Raw genomic sequence first — 18672 nt, forward strand, 5'->3', positions numbered from 1 at the left:
CTTTCTGCATATGCATTCTCCTTCTACGCGCGCGGGAAGGCTTGCGAGTAGCGCTGCTTAAGAGCCTGAATAGAAACGTGCGTGTAGCGCTGGGTTGTGTTAAGCGAGGAATGCCCCAAAAGCTCCTGAACCTCGCGAAGATCCGCCCCTCCGTTGAGCATATGCGTTGCGGCACTGTGGCGAAGCGCGTGCGGAGCAACATCTGGCACGTTTGCGGCTGCGGCGGCAGCGTGAACAATACTTCTTACAACACGCTGATCGATACGCTTTGCTCGCGCTCCCAAAAACAGCGCTTGCATACCAGCTGAGTTTGCGACGTGCTTTTCTAGCAGAGCACTTCGCCCATGCTCAATCCACTCTTTGCACGCATTTGCAGCAGGAACGCCAAACGGCACCACGCGCTGCTTGTTTCCTTTACCTGTAACTTTTACGGTATGATTTTCAAAATCCATATCTTGCACATTAAGGCTTGTAAGCTCCCCCACGCGCATGCCCGTGGCGTATAAAAGCTCTAGAATCGCAGCGTTTCTAAGGGCGAGTGCATGTTCTTGGAGGGATTTTTGGGGCGATTTTAATGGCGATTTTAGGGGCGTGTTTTCTTGATGCTCGGAAGCTTGCGACTTTTGCGCGCGCGGCTTTTTTTGCGCGCAATTTTGCATCGTTAAATCATGCGCAGTTGAATCATGCGCAGTTGAATCATGCGCAAAGTTGTCCGCACAATCATCTGCACAGTTGTCTGCACAGTTGTCTGCACAGTTGTCTGCACAATCCAACAACTTTTGTGCCTGCGCTTCATCTAAAACCGTAGGAAGCTCATTAGCGATCTTAGGAGTTGCAAGAATTTGCGCAGGATTTGCGCTAATCAAACCAATGTGCGTAGCCCACGCAAAAAAGCCGCGCACGGCTACCACTTTGCGCGCCAAACTCGAGCGCGCATGATTCTTGTTAAGCCAATACATCCATTGGCGCAAAACACTGGTGGAAACCGCGCGCAAATCGCAAAAACCATTGCGGCTGCACCACTCTAAGCATTGTAAAACATCCGCGCCGTACGCGCGTAAAGTGGCCTTTCCAAGGCCTTTGTTGGCGCGCAAATAGTCAACGTAGCGCGCACAGTGGTAGCGTAAGTCGCAAAAGTCGCCAGCAACCGTTGATGATGCTGAATCATCGTCAAATAATAAATCATTATTATTACGACTGCTAGCCATAGAACCGCCTCAAATCGCCTATATAACAGCAATCAGAAAGACCTAATTACCGCTTTCTTTGCTCGCGCTCGACTTACGCCTTCTATCCAACACGTGCCAAGCTTTATCTGCAGCAGCAAGTTGAGCCTTGCGCTTGCTAGAACCGTCCGCTTCACCCAGCAGCTCATCGCCGTTTTCGTGCGCCAAAACCGCGCGCGCACGGAACACGGGCGCGTAATCTGGGCCAGAAACCGACATTCTATATTGCGGCTCGTCAAGCCCCATCTCGTGCGCCAAAACCGTAAGCGAAGTCTTCCAATCCAAAGCTGGGCCTTCCGTAAGAACCTCCGCCAAAGTGTCGTCAATCAGGCGATGCACCACAGCGCGCGCCTCGTCAATGCCATGCTCAACAAAAGTCGCGCCAATAAGCGCCTCAACAATATCGCACAAAATCGAGTCTTTTTGAGCGCCGCCATGCTCCATCTCGCCGTGGCCCAAAAGAATGTACGAACCAACGTGCAACTTATCGCGAGCAACCGCGCTCAAAGCCCACTCCGAAACAGCCTTAGCGCGAAGCTTAGCCAACTGGCCTTCCGTCATATCTGGGTGAGCAGAAAACAGCGTTTCTGTAGAAACAAGCTCCAAAACAGCATCGCCCAAAAACTCTAGGCGCTCGTAGTTTTTAGTGCCTGGATGCTCGTGCGAAAACGAGCGGTGAGTAAGAGCCTCCACCAGCAAATCTGGCGAAATCGTAGTGCCAAGAGCGCGCAAAAGCTCCTTAGTAGGATCCCCATCCTGCGTGTGTCCATCTTGCGTGCGCGCAACGCCAATGCTACTAGTTTTAGCGTCTTCTGGCTGATTTGGGTTATTGTATGCGCCGTAATTGCCATCATTTTGGCCGTCATACTGGTCTTTTGTGTTGTTCCCACTCATATCTTCAACATTATAGCGCATGTGTTGAAGTCGTTGATTTGCACTATACGCTTCCCGACTTTGTTGCATATTTGACAAATCGTTCGCGCGGATTAGCCGCGCGAACGTCTTCGCTTGCGTTGAAAGCACACCGTGCTTTCAACCTTAAGCAAGCTCAGCGAATCGAAGTGCATTCGCGCGCTACGCTCTAAGCGCTCATGCAAGTCGATTCGCGCTTTTGTACCAAAAAACACCCAAAACACGTACAAAAAGCGGAACCAATTGACGCACTTTGTACCAAAAAACACCTAAATCACGTACATTTTCGGGAAACAACTCCGCACTTTGTTGCTATGATCAGCGTGCAAAACAACAAAACCCGTCAACTTTTCCCGACTTTGTACCAAAAAACACCTAAATCACGTACATTTTCGGGAAACAACAAAAACTAGGGAAAAACAAAAACCCTGCCACCCGTCGATGGCAGGGTTTTTTTAAAATACAACCTACTTGGTGTGCGCAGAGCGAATTGCTTCGCGATACACGCGACCGCGGAAGTTACCGCAGGTTGGGCAAGCCATGTGAGACAACGCTGGCGAACCGCAGTTCGGGCAGGTAATAGTCTGCACGGCAGAAGCCTTCCAATTGGCGCGACGCGAATGAGTATTAGCGCGCGAGGTCTTGTACTTTGGCAGTGCCATAATCTTTCCTCTATTTCGTTCAACCGATTGAGCTTAAGCGTTCTGTATATTACAGCAAGCGCCATACATTATTCACAATCGCACACATAATCACGCAAATCAGCTGTGATTTTGTGCCTCAAGCTTTTCTTTAAGACTTTCAAGCGCCGCAAAACGAATATCCGTAACGTCGTGATGATGATCCGGATGCTCATTCAGATTCTCTCCGCATTGCGAACAAAGCCCCTTGCAATCAGGCTCGCACAAAGGCTTAAGTGGCAACTCGCTAACCATTGTGTCTCGAATCAGAGCCTCAATGTCGGCAAAATCGCCGCCACCAACCAGCGGATACACGTTTCCAGAATCGTCGCCTTCGTCCCAAATATCAGCATCTTCTAAATCATCACTAGAGTTATTAGAGTTATTGGAACGCGCGCCGCTCTTGCCGCCATTTGCACCCTTGCCGCCCTTGCCGCTCTCCACGCGCGCAAAAAACGCACACACATCAACAGGCCAATCTCTATGCAACGGCATCAAGCATCGCGAGCACTCCGCATGCACGCGCGCGGTAATAGTGCCATGGAACATAAGCCCATCTACAACGGAATCAAAATTGCCATCTACCGTAACATCACTCCCTGGCTCCACGCCAATAACGCTGTCTCCAATGCCCTCTGGCGCTGGGAAGGCGCGTTGCAACTGCATACTACTGCCCGCTCGTGCCGCCATTTGCGCAACTGGTACCGCCCACAAAGACTGGGAGGGATGCGATGTCATTTTAATTCCTTTCTTCGCTTTCGCTGCTTTCGCTGTCAAATTCTTCATCAATCTGGTTTGCAGCCTCATTTCGAACGTGTGCCGCCGCGCGCCTGCGCTCTTCCAAAACGCGCTGACCCGCTTGAACGTCTTGCTCCAGCTTGTCTAACTGCTGCTTTAGGCCTTCCATAACCGTGGCGCTGTACTGATCCGCGCCGCGCGTAAGCTTATCGGCCTTTGCCTGCGCATTGCTTATAATATCTCGCGCTTGGTTCTTTGCAATCGCAACCACATTTTCTTGACCTGCCAAGAATTTGGCTCGCTCCTGGGCTTCTTCAACCATTTGCGCGGCTTGACTTTGCGCCGAACTCACAACAGAGTTTGCCTGTGCTTGAGCCGTACGCAAGCGCCTCTCCGCTTCTCGCATTAACGCACTCGCGCGCTCCAGCTGAACAGGCAGCATGTCTTTTAGCCTAGACAAATAATCGCCAAACTCTTCGCGATCCACCTTTGCCATTCCAGCAGCAAAAAGCACGCCTTTTGCACTGTTTAGCGCGGCTTCCATTGTGTCGATTATGTCGTAAACAGTAGTAAATTCTTCGCGCGACTTTGTGCGCACTTCCTCGCTAACGGTTTGCGGATCCGCGGCCTTAAACGCGTTTTCTTCTTCGTCGTCAAACTCTATTGCGCCGCCGTCTTCACGCTCGCGCAAATCTGGCATTGGGAACAGGTTTTGAGGCACATCGCCAGCTGCATTGCCAGACGAATCGCCAGCAGCCGCAGAATCGCCAGCAGCCGCATCGTCGCTCGCCTTACTCGCCGCAGGCACCGCGTCATAAGCTTCAAAAGCAGCACTAGGCGAATCGTCGTTATTTGCAATCACTGGATTTAATGGCAACTTTTGGCTGTGGTTTGACGATACTTGGCTTTCCATTGTGTCGTCTTCGTTTTCGCTCATTTTCGCTCCTTCGCTAAGTAGCTGCTCTCTTATCTCTTAACAATTTTATTGTACGTATTTTAGTACGTATTTTAGTACGTACTTATTTTAGTAATATTGTACTTATTTCGGTGATATTTAACTCGCCATTGTAATATTTCGCTAATTTTATGATTGAGATATTGCATTTGTCTTAGAAAAAACGTGTTGCAAAAGCGGAATCACATTATTTGGCACCATTCCAGAAACGTCCCCGCCGTGACGAGCTACATCTTTTACAACCGAGCTAGAAACGTGTTCCAAAATAGGATCCGCTGGCAAGAACATGGTTTCAATGCCAGCCAGCTTGCGATTAACCAGCGCCATTCCAAGTTCCGCCTCGTAGTCGCCGTTTTGACGCAATCCCTTAACAATTACGGTTGCGCCGACTTTTTTGCAATAATCCGTAATAAGACCGCTGGTAGAAGCAACCACTATTTTGCACGCTGGCGACTTAGACGCCCCGCACAAAGGTGGCGCAAACTTGCCGACTGGCGAATCATCTTTTAAGTCTTCCAGCGCCTTGCGAATAATATCCACGCGCTCCAACTCGGAAAACATGGGCGTTTTGGCCGCATTAACCGCCACTAAAACATGCACTTCGTTAAAAAGATGCGTACAACGTTGTATCACGTCTAAGTGTCCGGCCGTAACGGGATCGTAGGAGCCTGGGCAAACAGCTATAGTCATGCTTTTAGGTTACCACGAATCGGCCACGAGCTAGACACTAGCTAGATACGGCCTATTTTCCCCGCATTTGTTTCTTTTTCCCCGCGTTTGTTCCCATTTCAGCCAATTTTGGGAACAAACTCGGGCACACTTCCCTGCGTTTGTTTCTTTTCCCCCACGTTTGTTTACGTTTCAGCCAATTTTGGGAACAAACTCGGGCACACTTCCCTGCGTTTGTTCCCATTTGCCAGCGTTTGTTGCGATTATGAATTATGCTTGTATAAACATAAATCGCAAGTAACAAAACATGATTTATGCAACGCGATTTATGCAACATGATTTGTGTGAAAAGGATTTGTACGAAAGGGATGCAATGACGTTTTCAAATGATTCAAAGTATGGCGATAGCTCAAACGCTGCTAATTTGAACGCTGTTATGGAAGACGATTCAAAAAGCCTCCCAGATTCTGGGTCTAGCACAAGCACAAGCGTGCTCGAAAAGCCAGAAGTAGACGAATCCGCGCGAATGGACGATGGCGGCGACGCAGACCGCTTTGCACACTACGTTTCCAAAGATCGCGTAATTGAATCGCGCTTGACTGGCCGCCCTGTTGTGGCGTTGTGCGGAAAAGTGTGGATTCCAAAGCGCGAAGCAAACGACTACCCCGTTTGCCCAGAGTGCAAAAAAATCTACGAAGAGATGAACAATCTGGGCTTTTAGAGTAACTCAAATTAAAGCTGATTTATAAACCAGCCTAAACTAGCCTAAACTAGCCTAAAACGCTGATTTCTGTAGGAATCGCGGGGTCGCCACGCATAAGACTTTGAGCAGAAATCGGAAGTCTGCTAAGAGATTTGGCGCAATAATTCTGTGCGCGCATAATCGCGTCATGACCCATAAACTCCGTGTTAAATTCGCCATTTTGCACGTAGTCAACTAGCAAATCTTCCCAAGAATCCTGCGGCTTAAAAGCAGCGAGCGCACTCTCTGATCCAGAAATCACGTGCTCGCAGTCGGCCACGCCATTGCCAGAAGCGCCGCCGTTTACGCCGCCAAAATCGTAAGAACGATACGCAAGTTTGCGCCCTGGAACAGTCGCCTTATTCTTAGACTTCTTAGCAACAGGTTGCATAACTCCATCCGCGCCCTGGCGCTCCGTAAGCTTATAAACCATTGCGCAAGTAGGAGCGCCCGAACCCGTAACCAGCATGGTTCCAATGCCGTAGGAATCGACTGGCGCGTTTTGCAAAGACGCAAGCGCATACTCGTCCAAATCGTTAGTAACCGTGATTTTAGTATTTTTAGCGCCCAACGCATCGAGCTGCGCGCGCACGCGACGAGCCATAACGCACAAATCGCCCGAATCAATGCGCACACCGCCAAGATCCGCGCCAGCAACCTGCACGGCGGTTTTAACAGCCTCCTCCACGTTGTACGTGTCTACCAAAAGCGTTGTTCCCTTGCCAAGCGCGGCAATTTGCGACTCAAAAGCATCGCGCTCACGGTCGTGCACAAGCGTAAAGCAATGCGCGGCCGTTCCAATCGCCTTAAGCCCGTAAAGCTTGGCCGCAAGCAGGTTTGCAGTTCCCTTAAAACCGCCGATTACCGCCGCGCGAGAGGCAGCCACCGCCGACCACTCGTTTGTGCGCCTGCCGCCCATATCCATGCACGGCCTTCCAGCGGATGCGGAAACCATACGAGCCGCGGCGCTTGCCACCGCGCAATCGTAGTTAAGCACGGAAAGCAGCAGCGTTTCTAGCAGCGTGCACTCGCCAAAAGTGCCTTCAACTTGCAAAATCGGCGAATCTGGGAAGAACATTTCGCCTTCCCTGTAACCACGGATTTTGCCGCTAAAATGGTAGTTTTCTAGCCATTTAATGGTGTCTTTGCTTACGATTTTACGGTCTTGCAAAAATCGCAAGTCCTCATCGCTAAAGTGGAATCGCGCTAGCTCTTCTAGGATTCTTCCCGTGCCTGCTACCACTCCGTAGCGGCGGCCTTGCGGAAGATGCCTCGTAAAAATCTCAAAAACGCATTTGCGGTCTGCTGTGCCGTCTTTTAGCGCGGCATCTAGCATTGTGTACTCGTACATGTCGGTCATGAGCACGGAAGAGTTTGCGTAGGACTTTGCTTCAGAGTTTGCGAAATCAAAAGAATCAGGCATTTTTAATCCTTTCTTGCGATTTTAGTGACGTGAATTTGGCGAGCGGTTAGTGGCCATTTTTGCGTAGCTGCGCTTGCGATTTCTATCTGCTAGCAATCATAGTCCTATGTCTATCTACGACTTAAAGCTACAAAGTGCGGAGTTGTTTTCCCGAGTTTGTACGTGATTTAGATCAAATATGGTACAAAATGCGGAGTTGTTTGACGGGTTTTGTACGTGATTTAGATCAAATCTGGTACAAAATGCGTCAAATCGTTCGCACGCTCTAAACGTGAGTTATTAGCTAAACATATAATTGAGATTATGCTTGAAAATACGAACAGAACTCTTACCGCAGCAGCCACGCGATTGCGCTTGTACAACACGGCAACTCACAACACCAGCGAGTTTAAAACCGTCACCCCTGGTCACGTTGGAATGTACGTGTGTGGCGCAACCGTGCAAAGCTCGCCGCACATAGGTCATATTCGCGCAGCAATCGCCTTCGACGTTGTTCGCCGATGGCTTTTGCGCCTTGGCTACAACGTTACTTTTGTTAGAAACGTTACAGATATAGACGATAAAATCATCAAAAAAGCTAGCGAAAATGGCCAAACATGGTGGCAGCGCGCCTACATTTACGAGCGCGAGTTTACTGAAGCTTACAACACTCTCGGCGTTATGCCGCCTACTGTGGAGCCGCGCGCAACTGGCCACATCAACGACATGGTGGAGCTTATACAGCGCTTGATTGATCGCGGACACGCATACGCAATAAAAAGCGCGGATGGCAATCCTACTGGAAACGTGTATTTTAGTGTTCCAAGTTGGCAGGATTACGGTGCGCTTACACATCAAAATGGCAATTCAGATGGCAGCAATAGTGATGACAAAGCCAGCAAAGCCGACAAATACAATCCAATTGACCCTGCCGATGCAAGCCCAGATAAGCACGATGCTCGCGATTTTGCGCTTTGGAAGGCACCTTGCGATTTTGACCAAAAAGACGCGCGCTGGAATACGCCGTTTGGAGCAGGCCGCCCAGGTTGGCACATTGAATGCTCGGCAATGAGTCACCGCTATCTTGGCGATTCCTTCGACATTCACGGCGGCGGACTAGACTTGCGCTTCCCGCACCACGAAAACGAGATGGCACAAACACTTGCTGCTGGCTGGAAGAGTGCAAACGTGTGGATGCATTCCGCATGGGTTACAGCAAAGGGCGAAAAAATGAGCAAATCCCTTGGAAACGGTCTTTCGGTTCCATCGGTTCTGGCTCAAAAATCCGCGTGGGTTGTGCGATACGCGCTAGGCGGCGTGCAGTACCGCGCAATGCTGGAGTGGTCGGATCAGGCTTTAAACGAGGCGCAATCGGCATATGATCGCATATCAAACTTCCTTGAGCGCGCGGGCCGCGTAATCGAAAATCAGCCAGATTATGCGGAAGTTCAGGGCGTTGATGCAGATAATCTTCCAGAAGATTTTACTAAAGCTATGAACGACGATATTAACGTTTCGGGCGCGCTGGCTGCGATTTTTACTGCGATTCGCTCTGGCAACGCGCTTTTGGACGACTATGCACAAAGTCAAGATGACGGCCAAAACAACAGCATTAAAAGCCTTATTAAAACGTGCGTTTTGCAAGTTCGCGCAATGCTAGACACACTTGGGCTAGACCCTTACTCCCCGCAATGGCGCCGCAACGCGCAAAAATCGCAAGATTTGGGCGAAGATGCAGATAATGGCGCAAGCGCGGAACACAAGGCTCTTGAATCTTTGATTGCAAATCAGCTGGAACAAAGGGCGATTGCGCGCGCGGCCAAGGATTTTGCACGCGCAGACGCGATTCGCGACTCTTTAACCGCCGCTGGCGTTGTAATCGAAGATTGTGCACAAGGCTCATCGTGGCATTTATCTTAAAACTCTTAAACATTCCAAACAACCTGTAGAATAGAGCAATTATGGCAGCATTTAGTTCGTTAACAGAAAGACTTTCTGGCGCATTCAAACACTTGCGTAGAAAAGGCAAATTATCCGACGCAGACATAGACGGCACAATTCGCGAAATCCGCCGCGCGCTCTTAGACGCAGACGTGGCTTTAGACGTTGTGCGATCTTTTACCGCTAAAATCCGCGAGCGCGCACTTGGCGAAGAGGTTTCTAGCGCACTGAATCCTGCGCAGCAAGTTGTGCGAATTGTAAACGACGAGCTTACAAATGTTTTGGGCGCAGGCGTTGATAGGCCACTGAATTTTGCAAAATACCCCCCAACCGTAATCATGCTTGCTGGCTTGCAAGGCGCTGGTAAAACAACGCTTGCAGGAAAGCTGGGCTACTGGCTTAAGGATTCTGGGCACACTCCTTTGCTTGTTGCGGCGGATTTGCAGCGCCCTAACGCCGTTACGCAGCTTGAGGTTGTTGCCGAGCGCGCAGGCGTGGCTGTGTTTGCGCCAGAGCGAGGCGTGCAAAGTGATGGCGGAAGCGAAGTTGTTTCGGCTGGTTTGGCCACTGGAGACCCTGTTAAGGTTGCGCGAGATTCCATTGACTACGCGCGCGCAAAAATGTACGACACGGTTATTATAGATACCGCTGGTCGCCTTGGCGTGGACGATGCCCTTATGCAGCAGGCGCGCGAAATTCGCGATGCTGTTAATCCGCAAGAAATCCTGTTTGTTATCGACGCCATGATTGGTCAGGATGCTGTTCATACGGCTCAAGCGTTTAACGAAGGCGTTGATTTTACTGGCGTTGTGCTTTCTAAGTTAGATGGCGATGCTAGAGGCGGTGCTGCGCTATCGGTTGCAAGCGTTACGGGCAAGCCGATTTTGTTTGCTTCTACTGGCGAAGGCTTGAAGGATTTTGAGATTTTCCACCCAGATAGAATGGCCTCCAGAATCCTAGATATGGGCGATATTCTAACGCTTATTGAGAATGCACAAAAGCAGTTTGACGAGGAAGAATCTAAAAAAGCGGCCGCCAAAATATCTGAAGGAACTTTTGGACTAGACGACTTTTTGGATCAGCTTCAGCAGGTTAAAAAGCTTGGTTCTATGAAGAAAATTCTTGGCATGATGCCTGGAATGGCAGCGCACAGGCAAGAGCTTGAGCAGTTTGACGACCGCGAGATAGACCGCACAGAGGCGATTATTCGCTCCATGACACCTAAGGAGCGCCGAGACACAAAGATTATTGACGGCTCCAGGCGCGCGCGAATCGCAGCTGGCGCGGGCGTTCCAGTTTCCGCAGTGAACGCGCTTTTGCAGCGCTTTGAGCAGGCAGCTAAGATGATGAAGCGCATGAGCAATGGCGGCGGCGCAGGAATGCCTGGAATGGGCGGAATTCCTGGGTTTGGCGGCGGCGCTGGAAAGTCTAAGCGTAAAGACAAAAAGAGCAAGAAGAAGGGCGGAAAATCTGGAAATCCTATGCGACGCGAGGCCGAGGAGCGCGCACTTAGGGATCGCTTGTCTGGAAATTCTTCTGCAAATAGTGCAAATGATGGCGATGACGCGAATGGCGAGTCTGCCTTTATGAAGAAGAAGCAGGATTTGCCTAATAATCTGCCAGAAAATCTTCAAAATCTTATGAGTGGCGAAGGTGATTTTGCTGGCGGAATGCCTGATTTGCCGCCAAACTTGGGCGGCGGTCTTTCGGGACTTTTTGGCAGATAATCAGATAATCAGATAACAAATAATCAGTAGATGATTCACGCGATTTTACCTGCGATTTTACTTATTTCGCTTGTTTTACTTCTGGCTTGGCAGCTGCTTAGGTGGCTGCCAGCTGGAGCAGACGGGCTAAAACCGCTGCCCTACGTTATTGCACTGCTGCCGATTGCGCCGTTTTGCGCAGGGTTTGGGCTAATCGCCAGCGCTGTGGCGGCGGCCTCAACACAATTGCAAAATGAATTTTGTAAATCGTACGTGTTTTTGTGCGTGGCATATGCGGCGTTGCTCTTAATCTCTTTAAAATCGTATACGCCGTATTTTTCAAGACATTTGCGGAAACAAATACAAGAATACTTCCCCGTGTTTGTTCCCAAAAACACCAAAAAAGGGAACAAACGCAGGAACACATGCCCGTGTTTGTTCCCAAAAACACCCAAAACGGAAACAAACGCAGGAATAGATGCCCGTGTTTGTTCCCAAAAACAGCAAAAAAGGGAACAAACGTGGGAAAAGTCGCAAGTAAAATCGCTAGAGAAATCGCTAGAAATCCGCGTTATGACGCTTAATTGCAGATATGGACGCGCAAACGCGAGTCAAATAATAGAACTCGCAAAAACGCATAAAATCGATACGATTCTTTTGCAAGAAGTAAGCGAAAAACTTGTAAAAAGCCTTGAAAAACTTGGGATTATGCGCGATTTTGCGCATGTGCAATTAGGAAGCGCGAACGGGCGCGAAAATGGCGGATTTAACGCGATTTATACGCGATTAAACGACGTAAAACAATCTTTTGGCGAGTCGATTAAGATTGATGCAGCAAACGTGCCAATTGTTACGGCGGCTGCTTGCGAGACGCGCGCGGAAAATCCTCTAATAACATTCGCTTCGGCGCATCCAAAATCGCCTATGCGCGGGTGTGCGGCTTGGAGCAGCGGAATAATGGCGCTTGCAAAAATCGGCGAAAATCATAATAAAAGCGACTGCAAAAAAGTCACAATAATCTGCGGAGACTTAAACTCCACACCAGACCACCCGAGCTTTAGAGCGCTACTAAAATCAGGCTTTTTCGACGCATCAATGCAAATCGGCAAGCGATTAAAAACCTGGCCAACGTGGCAAAAATGGCCAAATCTTGCGCTTGACCATGTGCTAATAAAGTCAACAGGCTGCGCCGCTAAAGCCACAGAACAACGCACGATTCGCGTGGACGGCAGCGACCACTTTGCGCTAATCGTTTGCGTTTCGCTCCCCCTCTAGTTCCCCGCTTCTTCACCCAAATAACAATGCTCTTTGCGTACATTACTCCACTAAGCAAGGTAGAGATTCGAGATTTTTCGCAGCGGATGAAGCGAACCTCAGCATGAAATGGTGATTCGCTGAAGCAGCAAGAAAAATTGAGAATCTCGGCGATTAAAACCACGCAATTGTTCTAGACATTCAGAAGGTTTGATGTATTTCTCTACGAGCAATAAATAGCGCCATCCTAAAACCTTAGAATATTAACGTTCATAAGCTATACGTAAAAGCGCGCGTCACTTGCGAGGAGAGAAATACTCAAACCTCGCGCAACACCAAATAGGAAGCCGCGCGCTACGCTCTAAGCGAAAAGGTAGATCGTCGCGCCCGCGCAATATCAAACAAGGAAAATCCGCTCACATCTTCGCTTGACTTTGTACGAAAAATCGGAACAAATTACGTACATTCTCGGGAAAACATATAGTCCACGCAATCAGGCATAATAGAAAAGTTATTCGCGTGAATCGAAGCCCTCTTATCGACCACGCGAGGAACAGTGGAACTCGCAAGGAGTGCCCCACACCCGAGCGAAATTCTACGACTTTAGTTATAAGGAGAGCCATTTTGGCAACCAAGATTCGTCTTAAGAGATTGGGCAAGAAGTTCTACGCCTTCTATCGCGTTGTAATTTCTGATTCGCGCAACAAGCGTAACGGCAAGTCCATCGAAGAGATCGGTATCTACGATCCAAACAAGCAGCCATCTTTGATTCAGATTAAGTCTGATCGCGCACAGTACTGGCTTGGCGTTGGCGCACAGCCAACCGAACCAGTGTTGAAGCTGCTAAAGATTACTGGCGATTGGCAGAAGTTCAAGGGTCTCGATGGTGCAGAAGGCACATTGAAGACTTCTGAGGCTGGCCCAGACGCTCAGGCTCGTGTTGAGGCTGTAGAAGCCGAGGCTCAGAAGCTTAAGGCTGCTAAGTCCGAAGCCGCTGCAAAGGCTCAGGCCGCTGCAGAAGCCGCTAAGAACGAAGCCGAAGAAGCCGCAGAAGAAGCTCCAGCAGCAAATGCTGAAGCCGAGGAAAAGGCTGAGTAATTATGCTGGCTCAAGCTGTGGAACATCTCATTAAAAATATCGTGGATTTTCCAGATGACGTATCCGTGCGTTCTCATTCAAACGCTCGCGGCGAACTTTTGCGCGTGCGCGTAAATCCAGAAGACATCGGTCGCGTTATTGGAAGAAACGGTCGTACCGCCAATGCTATTCGTATTGTTGTGCAGGCTCTAAGCCATCGCAACGTGCGCGTAGACATTATGGACGTACGTAAGTGAGATTGAACGTGGCTAAAAACCAACTTTTTGACAACCCTCAGCAAGGTGAAAACACCCTACTGAGGGTTTGTCGTATTGGAAAAGCGCAAGGATTAAAAGGCGAAGTCACGGTTCAGGTCTTTACCGACGAGCCTTATAATCGCTTTGAACCAGGCAATGTGCTTTACACTAAAGACGGCGAGCGCGAGTTTACAATCGAAGCTTCCCGCACGTTTAAAAACCGCTGGATTCTGCTTTTTGAACAAAGCCTAAATCGTAATGACGCAGAGTCCCTAAACGGCTTGGAGCTTTACACTAAGGCTCAAAGTGCGGAAGAATTAGAGCAAGAAAACGCTTGGTATATTAAGGATTTAATAGGCCTTAGCGCGCACATTTGCAAGAATAATTCACTTGGTGTTGCTCCGCGCGAAATCGGCAAAGTCGTAGACGTTGTGGACGGCGCGCAGTCGCTGCTTAAAATCCGCCTTTTGGAGCCAGTTGGCGATGATAAAACCGCGCTAGTTCCATTTGTTCAGGCGCTGGTTCCCGAAGTTAATCTTAAAGAAAAATATTTAACTTTAGACCCTCCAGGCGGACTGATTCCTGGGCTTTAATGCGCAGGATTTACGCTTAAAGGCTTTAAAATGCAAATCGACATAATCTCCGTATTTCCAGAATATTTTCGCATGCTCGATCTGAGTTTGCTCGGCAAAGCGCAAGATAACGGCCTGCTTAAAATCAACGCGTATAATCTTAGAAAATGGACGCACGACGTTCATCAGTCGGTTGATGACACGCCAGTTGGCGGCGGCGCGGGAATGGTGATGAAGCCAGAAGTGTGGGCGGAGTGCCTGGATGAGCTGCTTTTTAGTGGCAATAATGACGCAGATAATGGCGATAATATCGCAAATAACAGCATTGATAATGGCACAATTTTAATCTTCCCAAATCCTTCTGCCCCACTGTTTTCTCAAAAAGACGCAACGCAGCTAGCAAACGCCAAGCGACTCGTGTTTGGATGCGGCCGCTACGAAGGCTACGACGCGCGAATCCCCGAATACTACAAATCAAGCGGCGTAGACGTGCGCGAGTACTCGATTGGCGACTACGTTCTTAACGGCGGCGAAGTGGCTGTTAGTGTTATGGTAGAGGCCATTACGCGCTTGATTCCAGGCTTTATGGGAAATCCCGAGTCGATTGTTGAAGAGTCGTATACAGGCGCGGACGCGATTCTTGAGCATCACCAGTACACGCGGCCAACAACGTGGCGCGGCCTTAGCGTGCCTGCGATTCTTACCTCGGGCGACCACGCTAAGGTGGATCGCTTCCGCAGAGACGATGCGTTGGCGCGCACAAGCCAAATCAGACCAGATTTAATTGAGAAGCTTGATTGCAAGTCGCTTAGTAAGCAAGATCGGAAAACTCTGATTAGCCTTGGATGGGAGGTTTCTGGCGATTCGCCAAGGCTCCTATAGAATTTGCACGGTTTCTTGTTTGCTGTTGTAGGAGGGCACTTCCTATTTAGCGTTGCGCGAGGTTTGAGTATTTCTCTCCTCGCAAGTGACGCGCTCCTTTACGGGGGTCTTATGAACGTTAATATTCCAAGGCCTCAGTATGGCGCTATTTATTGCTCGTAGAGAAATACATCAAACCTTCTGGATATCTAGAACTTTTGCGTATCTTTCATCACCGAGATTCTCGATTTTTCTTGCTCTCTCGGCGAGTCACCACCTTCGGCGCTGAGGCTCACCTCTTTCGCTGCGAAAAATCTCGAATCTCTACCTAGCTTGGCAAAGCATAAACGAAAATAAAAATCAATGCGTAGAAGGTCAACGCGAAGTTTGAATAAACATTACGGCAGTCTCGCCATAGTTGCGCGTGTCGAAAATCTCCCACCCCGCACAAATCTTAGGCGCAACACTGCGCGCACTACGCTCCAAAACAATCAGCGTGTCTGCCGCATCGCTTACAACGCCATTGCTAACCATGTTTTCAATCAGCCGCTCAACTTGCGCCGTTTCCAACGCGTACGGCGGATCCACAAACACCAGCCCAAACGCCTCGCCGCTGTAATCTTGCACAAACTGCTCCGCGCGCTTTTTATTTACGCGCACGCTTAAATCCTGGCTCCACGTGCTTTGACTTTCTAGCACTTTAACGGTTTTTGCAATTAGTGCCGCCGCAGCCGCGTTCGCCTCTACACACACCAGCTCTTTTGCGCCCCTAGAAATCGCCTCTACTCCCAACGCCGCGGTTCCAGCGAATAAGTCGAGTACGCGCGCTCCCTCGCACACTCCCCACGAGTCGAGTCTAGAAAAAATCGCCTCTTTTGTACGGTCTGTTGTGGGTCTTGTACATGACTTTGCGGCGCATAATGGCGTGCCTTTAAATCTTCCTGCAATTACGTGCATGTTTTAAGCATATCATTTTAAATCACTTTGACTTACGATTGCAATTTTGATTTGCGTAACCACTTTGACTTGTGTCAAATTTTATCCCTGCTAAAATTGTATTGGCCATTTGTTTATAAACATAAACAAATGTTGCTTAGCACTGGTTTCTGGCGATTTACCCCTAGCCACAGCTAAACAATGATGTTTGCAAACGACCTACGCATAAAATAAAAACAAACAAACAAACAACAAACAAACAACAAACAAAAACAAAATAAGCAAAAAACCATCAAGCAACAAGGAACAAAAATGACTTCAATCATTTTAGATTGCGACCCTGGCCACGACGACGCTATGGCAATTCTGCTAGCGCTTGGCAACCCAAACATTGATTTGCTTGGCGTAACAACAGTCGGCGGCAATCAGAGCCTAGAAAAAGTAACGTACAACGCGCGAGCAACGCTAGAAATGGCTCACGCAACAAACATTCCTGTTCACGCAGGCTGCGATCGCCCAATGATTCGCCCGCTAGAAGTGGCGGCCGCTGTGCACGGAGAAACTGGCCTAGACGGAGTAACGCTTCCAAAGCCAACTCGCCCATTAGACGAAGGCCACGCCGTAAACTGGATTGTTAGCACGATTATGAACAGCGAGCCAGGCACAATTACCCTTGTTCCAACTGGCCCACTTACAAACATCGCAATGGCGGTGCGCATGGAGCCGCGAATCGTTAGCCGCGTTAAAGAGGTTGTGCTTATGGGCGGCGGCTACCACGTTGGCAATTGGAGCGCGGTTGCGGAATTTAACATTAAGGTAGATCCAGAAGCGGCTCACGTTGTGTTTAACGAAGATTGGCCTATTACAATGGTTGGTCTTGATTTAACGCATCAGGCGCTTTGCACGCCGCAAGTGCAGGCCAAAATCGACGCAATCGGCACGCCTCTTTCGGCTTTTGCAAGCGGTTTGATGGACTTCTTCCGCAAGGCGTACCAAAATAATCAAGATTTTATTGACCCGCCTGTGCACGATCCATGCACGGTTGCATACTTGATTGATCACAGCGTTGTGCAGACCCGCAGATGCCCTCTAGACGTTGAAATTAAAGGCGATTTAACGCTTGGAATGACGGTTGCAGATTTGCGCGGACCAGAGCCATCAGCAAGCGAATGCCACACGCAAGTGGCCACCAAGCTTGACTTTAACAAGTTCTGGGATTTGATTATCGACGCTCTAAAGCGAATCGATGGAATCAAATAATAAAACAATAGACATCAAATAATAGATATAAAACAAACAAATAGGAGTTATTATGACTGAGGTTTCATCTCCAGCTCCACACATGTTAGACAAGGGCGGGCGTTCAATCGTAGCACTTATGACCGCACTTCTAGTGGCCATTTTTGCGTTCCAGCTAAACGCATCCATGCTCTCCCCAGCACTTGCCACTATGACGCACGAGCTCAAAACAACAGATACGCAAATCGCGCTAACACAAACCGTGTTCTTTACGGCGGCGGCTCTGTTTTCGCTATTCCTGCCGCGCTTGGCAGACCTTGTTGGCCGCAAAAAGGTGCTTACTGGCATTCTGGTTTCAACCATTTTAGGATGCGTTGTTAGTGCCATTGCGCCAAACGTTACGGTTCTTATGATTGGCCGAATCCTTCAGGGTGCAAGCGGCCCTGTTGTACCAATGTGCTTGATTATGCTGCGTGTGCGCGTTAGCGAAGAAAAACGTTACGCAAAGTTGATGGCAATTTTAACCTCTGTAAACGGCGGAATTGCAGGCGTTGACGCACTTGCAGGCGGCTGGCTCGCAGGCAACTTTGGCTTTAGATCTGTATTTTGGACTATGGCTGTAATCGGCGTGATTGCAGTTCTTTTGGTTATATTCCAAACCGAAGAATCGCACGCACAAGACACCCCTAAGATGGATTGGATTGGCGTTGTAACTCTTGGCATTGCATTCTTGGCTGCATATCTTGCGATTAACGAGATCGGCAAGCTTGCGGGCGCCAACTTGACTCTTGTGGCGGTTCTTGTAGTTCTTGCAATCGTGTTCTTTGTAGTGTTCTGGAACGTAGAGGGCAAAAGCTCCGCTCCGCTTGTTTCTACAAAATACATGAGCCAGCGCCGCACTTGGGGCTTGCTTTCTTGCACGCTTCTTACAATGACGGGCGTTTTTGCAATCATGAATGGCGTTGTGCCTCAGCTTGCGCAAGACGCTAAGTCTGGAGCCGCAATGAGCGCAAGCGTGGTGAGCTTTGCAACTCTTACGCCGTACGCAATTATTGGCTTTGTGTTTGGCCCTGTTGCCGGCATGCTCGCCGCAAAGTTTGGATACCGACTCGTTTTGCGCGCTGGAATCCTTGTGAGCGTTCTTGGCGTTGTGTTTGGAATGTACGTCTCCGAGATGCCTTCTGTCTGCGGGCTTGTAGTGCTTTCTTTGTGGCTTGGAATTAGCTACGCAGGCGTTGCAAACATTATGCTTAACGGCCTTGGAATTGTGCTTTCCCCTAAAGATAATCCTGGATATTTGCCTGGCATGAATGCTGGTGCGTTTAACCTTGGAGCAGGATTGAGCTTTGCGATTCTCTACGCTGTTATGACCAATTTTGCGCAGAATGCTGGAGCAACCACTGGCTACGTTGCTTCGATGATTGCTGGAATCGTGCTGCTTGCGCTAGCGTTTGCATGCTCGTTCTTAATCCCTAAGCCAGAAGATTGCGAGTGATCTACTGATC

At 49.2% G+C, this 18672-nt stretch carries 18 protein-coding genes; 10 read left to right on the forward strand and 8 right to left on the reverse strand.

Annotation, left to right across the window (positions count from 1 at the left end):
- Positions 1 to 23 precede the first annotated feature (23 nt).
- The 6 genes from ACZ0NX_RS03585 to coaD all read right to left on the reverse strand — a co-directional run bounded on the left by ACZ0NX_RS03585 (position 24) and on the right by coaD (position 5201).
- Positions 24 to 1208 (reverse strand): tyrosine recombinase XerC, encoded by a 1185-nt coding sequence (locus tag ACZ0NX_RS03585; protein WP_464405573.1) that lies wholly within the window; start codon positions 1206 to 1208, stop codon positions 24 to 26.
- A gap of 42 nt (positions 1209 to 1250) precedes the next feature.
- The gene (gene rnc / locus ACZ0NX_RS03590) at positions 1251 to 2141 is read right to left on the reverse strand and encodes a ribonuclease III (RefSeq protein WP_060786905.1); all 891 of its coding nucleotides are present in this window, start codon (positions 2139 to 2141) and stop codon (positions 1251 to 1253) included.
- A 464-nt stretch (positions 2142 to 2605) separates the two neighbouring features.
- Positions 2606 to 2800, reverse strand: a complete 195-nt coding sequence (gene rpmF, locus ACZ0NX_RS03595) for a 50S ribosomal protein L32 (RefSeq protein ID WP_004113441.1) — start codon at positions 2798 to 2800, stop codon at positions 2606 to 2608.
- 99 nt (positions 2801 to 2899) lie between these two features.
- The gene (locus ACZ0NX_RS03600) at positions 2900 to 3556 is read right to left on the reverse strand and encodes a YceD family protein (RefSeq protein ID WP_464405574.1); all 657 of its coding nucleotides are present in this window, start codon (positions 3554 to 3556) and stop codon (positions 2900 to 2902) included.
- A gap of 1 nt (position 3557) precedes the next feature.
- Positions 3558 to 4493, reverse strand: coding sequence for a hypothetical protein (locus ACZ0NX_RS03605; RefSeq protein WP_464405576.1), 936 nt, complete (start codon positions 4491 to 4493; stop codon positions 3558 to 3560).
- Positions 4494 to 4640: 147 nt separating this feature from the next.
- Positions 4641 to 5201 carry a pantetheine-phosphate adenylyltransferase gene (gene coaD / locus ACZ0NX_RS03610; RefSeq protein WP_060786908.1) on the reverse strand — a complete coding sequence of 187 codons (561 nt, stop codon included), beginning with the start codon at positions 5199 to 5201 and terminating at the stop codon, positions 4641 to 4643.
- Positions 5202 to 5553: 352 nt separating this feature from the next.
- On the opposite strand from coaD, the gene ACZ0NX_RS03615 reads away from it, so the two are divergent.
- Positions 5554 to 5901, forward strand: coding sequence for a DUF3039 domain-containing protein (locus ACZ0NX_RS03615; protein ID WP_060786909.1), 348 nt, complete (start codon positions 5554 to 5556; stop codon positions 5899 to 5901).
- A gap of 49 nt (positions 5902 to 5950) precedes the next feature.
- Here ACZ0NX_RS03615 and ACZ0NX_RS03620 read toward each other — a convergent pair whose 3' ends face one another.
- On the reverse strand, positions 5951 to 7345 hold the full coding sequence (locus tag ACZ0NX_RS03620; protein WP_464405578.1) for a nicotinate phosphoribosyltransferase: 1395 nt from the start codon (positions 7343 to 7345) through the stop codon (positions 5951 to 5953).
- Between the two features lie 303 nt (positions 7346 to 7648).
- On the opposite strand from ACZ0NX_RS03620, the gene cysS reads away from it, so the two are divergent.
- The 7 genes from cysS to trmD all read left to right on the forward strand — a co-directional run bounded on the left by cysS (position 7649) and on the right by trmD (position 15013).
- Positions 7649 to 9244, forward strand: a complete 1596-nt coding sequence (gene cysS / locus ACZ0NX_RS03625) for a cysteine--tRNA ligase (protein ID WP_060786912.1) — start codon at positions 7649 to 7651, stop codon at positions 9242 to 9244.
- A gap of 41 nt (positions 9245 to 9285) precedes the next feature.
- Complete coding sequence (ffh, locus tag ACZ0NX_RS03630) at positions 9286 to 10992, forward strand: signal recognition particle protein (protein WP_464405580.1); 1707 nt, start codon at positions 9286 to 9288, stop codon at positions 10990 to 10992.
- Between the two features lie 30 nt (positions 10993 to 11022).
- Positions 11023 to 12246, forward strand: coding sequence for an endonuclease/exonuclease/phosphatase family protein (locus tag ACZ0NX_RS03635; protein WP_464405582.1), 1224 nt, complete (start codon positions 11023 to 11025; stop codon positions 12244 to 12246).
- Positions 12247 to 12849: 603 nt separating this feature from the next.
- Complete coding sequence (rpsP, locus tag ACZ0NX_RS03640; RefSeq protein WP_060786915.1) at positions 12850 to 13323, forward strand: 30S ribosomal protein S16; 474 nt, start codon at positions 12850 to 12852, stop codon at positions 13321 to 13323.
- Between the two features lie 2 nt (positions 13324 to 13325).
- Positions 13326 to 13559 carry an RNA-binding protein gene (locus ACZ0NX_RS03645; protein ID WP_016636230.1) on the forward strand — a complete coding sequence of 78 codons (234 nt, stop codon included), beginning with the start codon at positions 13326 to 13328 and terminating at the stop codon, positions 13557 to 13559.
- Between the two features lie 8 nt (positions 13560 to 13567).
- Positions 13568 to 14152, forward strand: coding sequence for a ribosome maturation factor RimM (gene rimM / locus ACZ0NX_RS03650; RefSeq protein WP_415689478.1), 585 nt, complete (start codon positions 13568 to 13570; stop codon positions 14150 to 14152).
- 30 nt (positions 14153 to 14182) lie between these two features.
- On the forward strand, positions 14183 to 15013 hold the full coding sequence (trmD, locus tag ACZ0NX_RS03655; protein ID WP_464405585.1) for a tRNA (guanosine(37)-N1)-methyltransferase TrmD: 831 nt from the start codon (positions 14183 to 14185) through the stop codon (positions 15011 to 15013).
- Between the two features lie 354 nt (positions 15014 to 15367).
- On the opposite strand, the gene rsmD is transcribed toward trmD, so the two are convergent.
- Positions 15368 to 15949, reverse strand: a complete 582-nt coding sequence (gene rsmD / locus ACZ0NX_RS03660; RefSeq protein WP_464405587.1) for a 16S rRNA (guanine(966)-N(2))-methyltransferase RsmD — start codon at positions 15947 to 15949, stop codon at positions 15368 to 15370.
- A gap of 291 nt (positions 15950 to 16240) precedes the next feature.
- On the opposite strand from rsmD, the gene uriH reads away from it, so the two are divergent.
- Both uriH and uriT read left to right on the forward strand, forming a co-directional pair.
- Entirely contained in the window at positions 16241 to 17188 is a 948-nt protein-coding gene (gene uriH, locus ACZ0NX_RS03665) for a uridine-preferring nucleoside hydrolase UriH (RefSeq protein WP_464405588.1), read from the forward strand.
- Positions 17189 to 17240: 52 nt separating this feature from the next.
- On the forward strand, positions 17241 to 18662 hold the full coding sequence (gene uriT / locus ACZ0NX_RS03670) for a uridine transporter UriT (RefSeq protein WP_464405590.1): 1422 nt from the start codon (positions 17241 to 17243) through the stop codon (positions 18660 to 18662).
- Positions 18663 to 18672: the final 10 nt, after the last annotated feature.

Source organism: Gardnerella rara, from assembly GCF_055452355.1.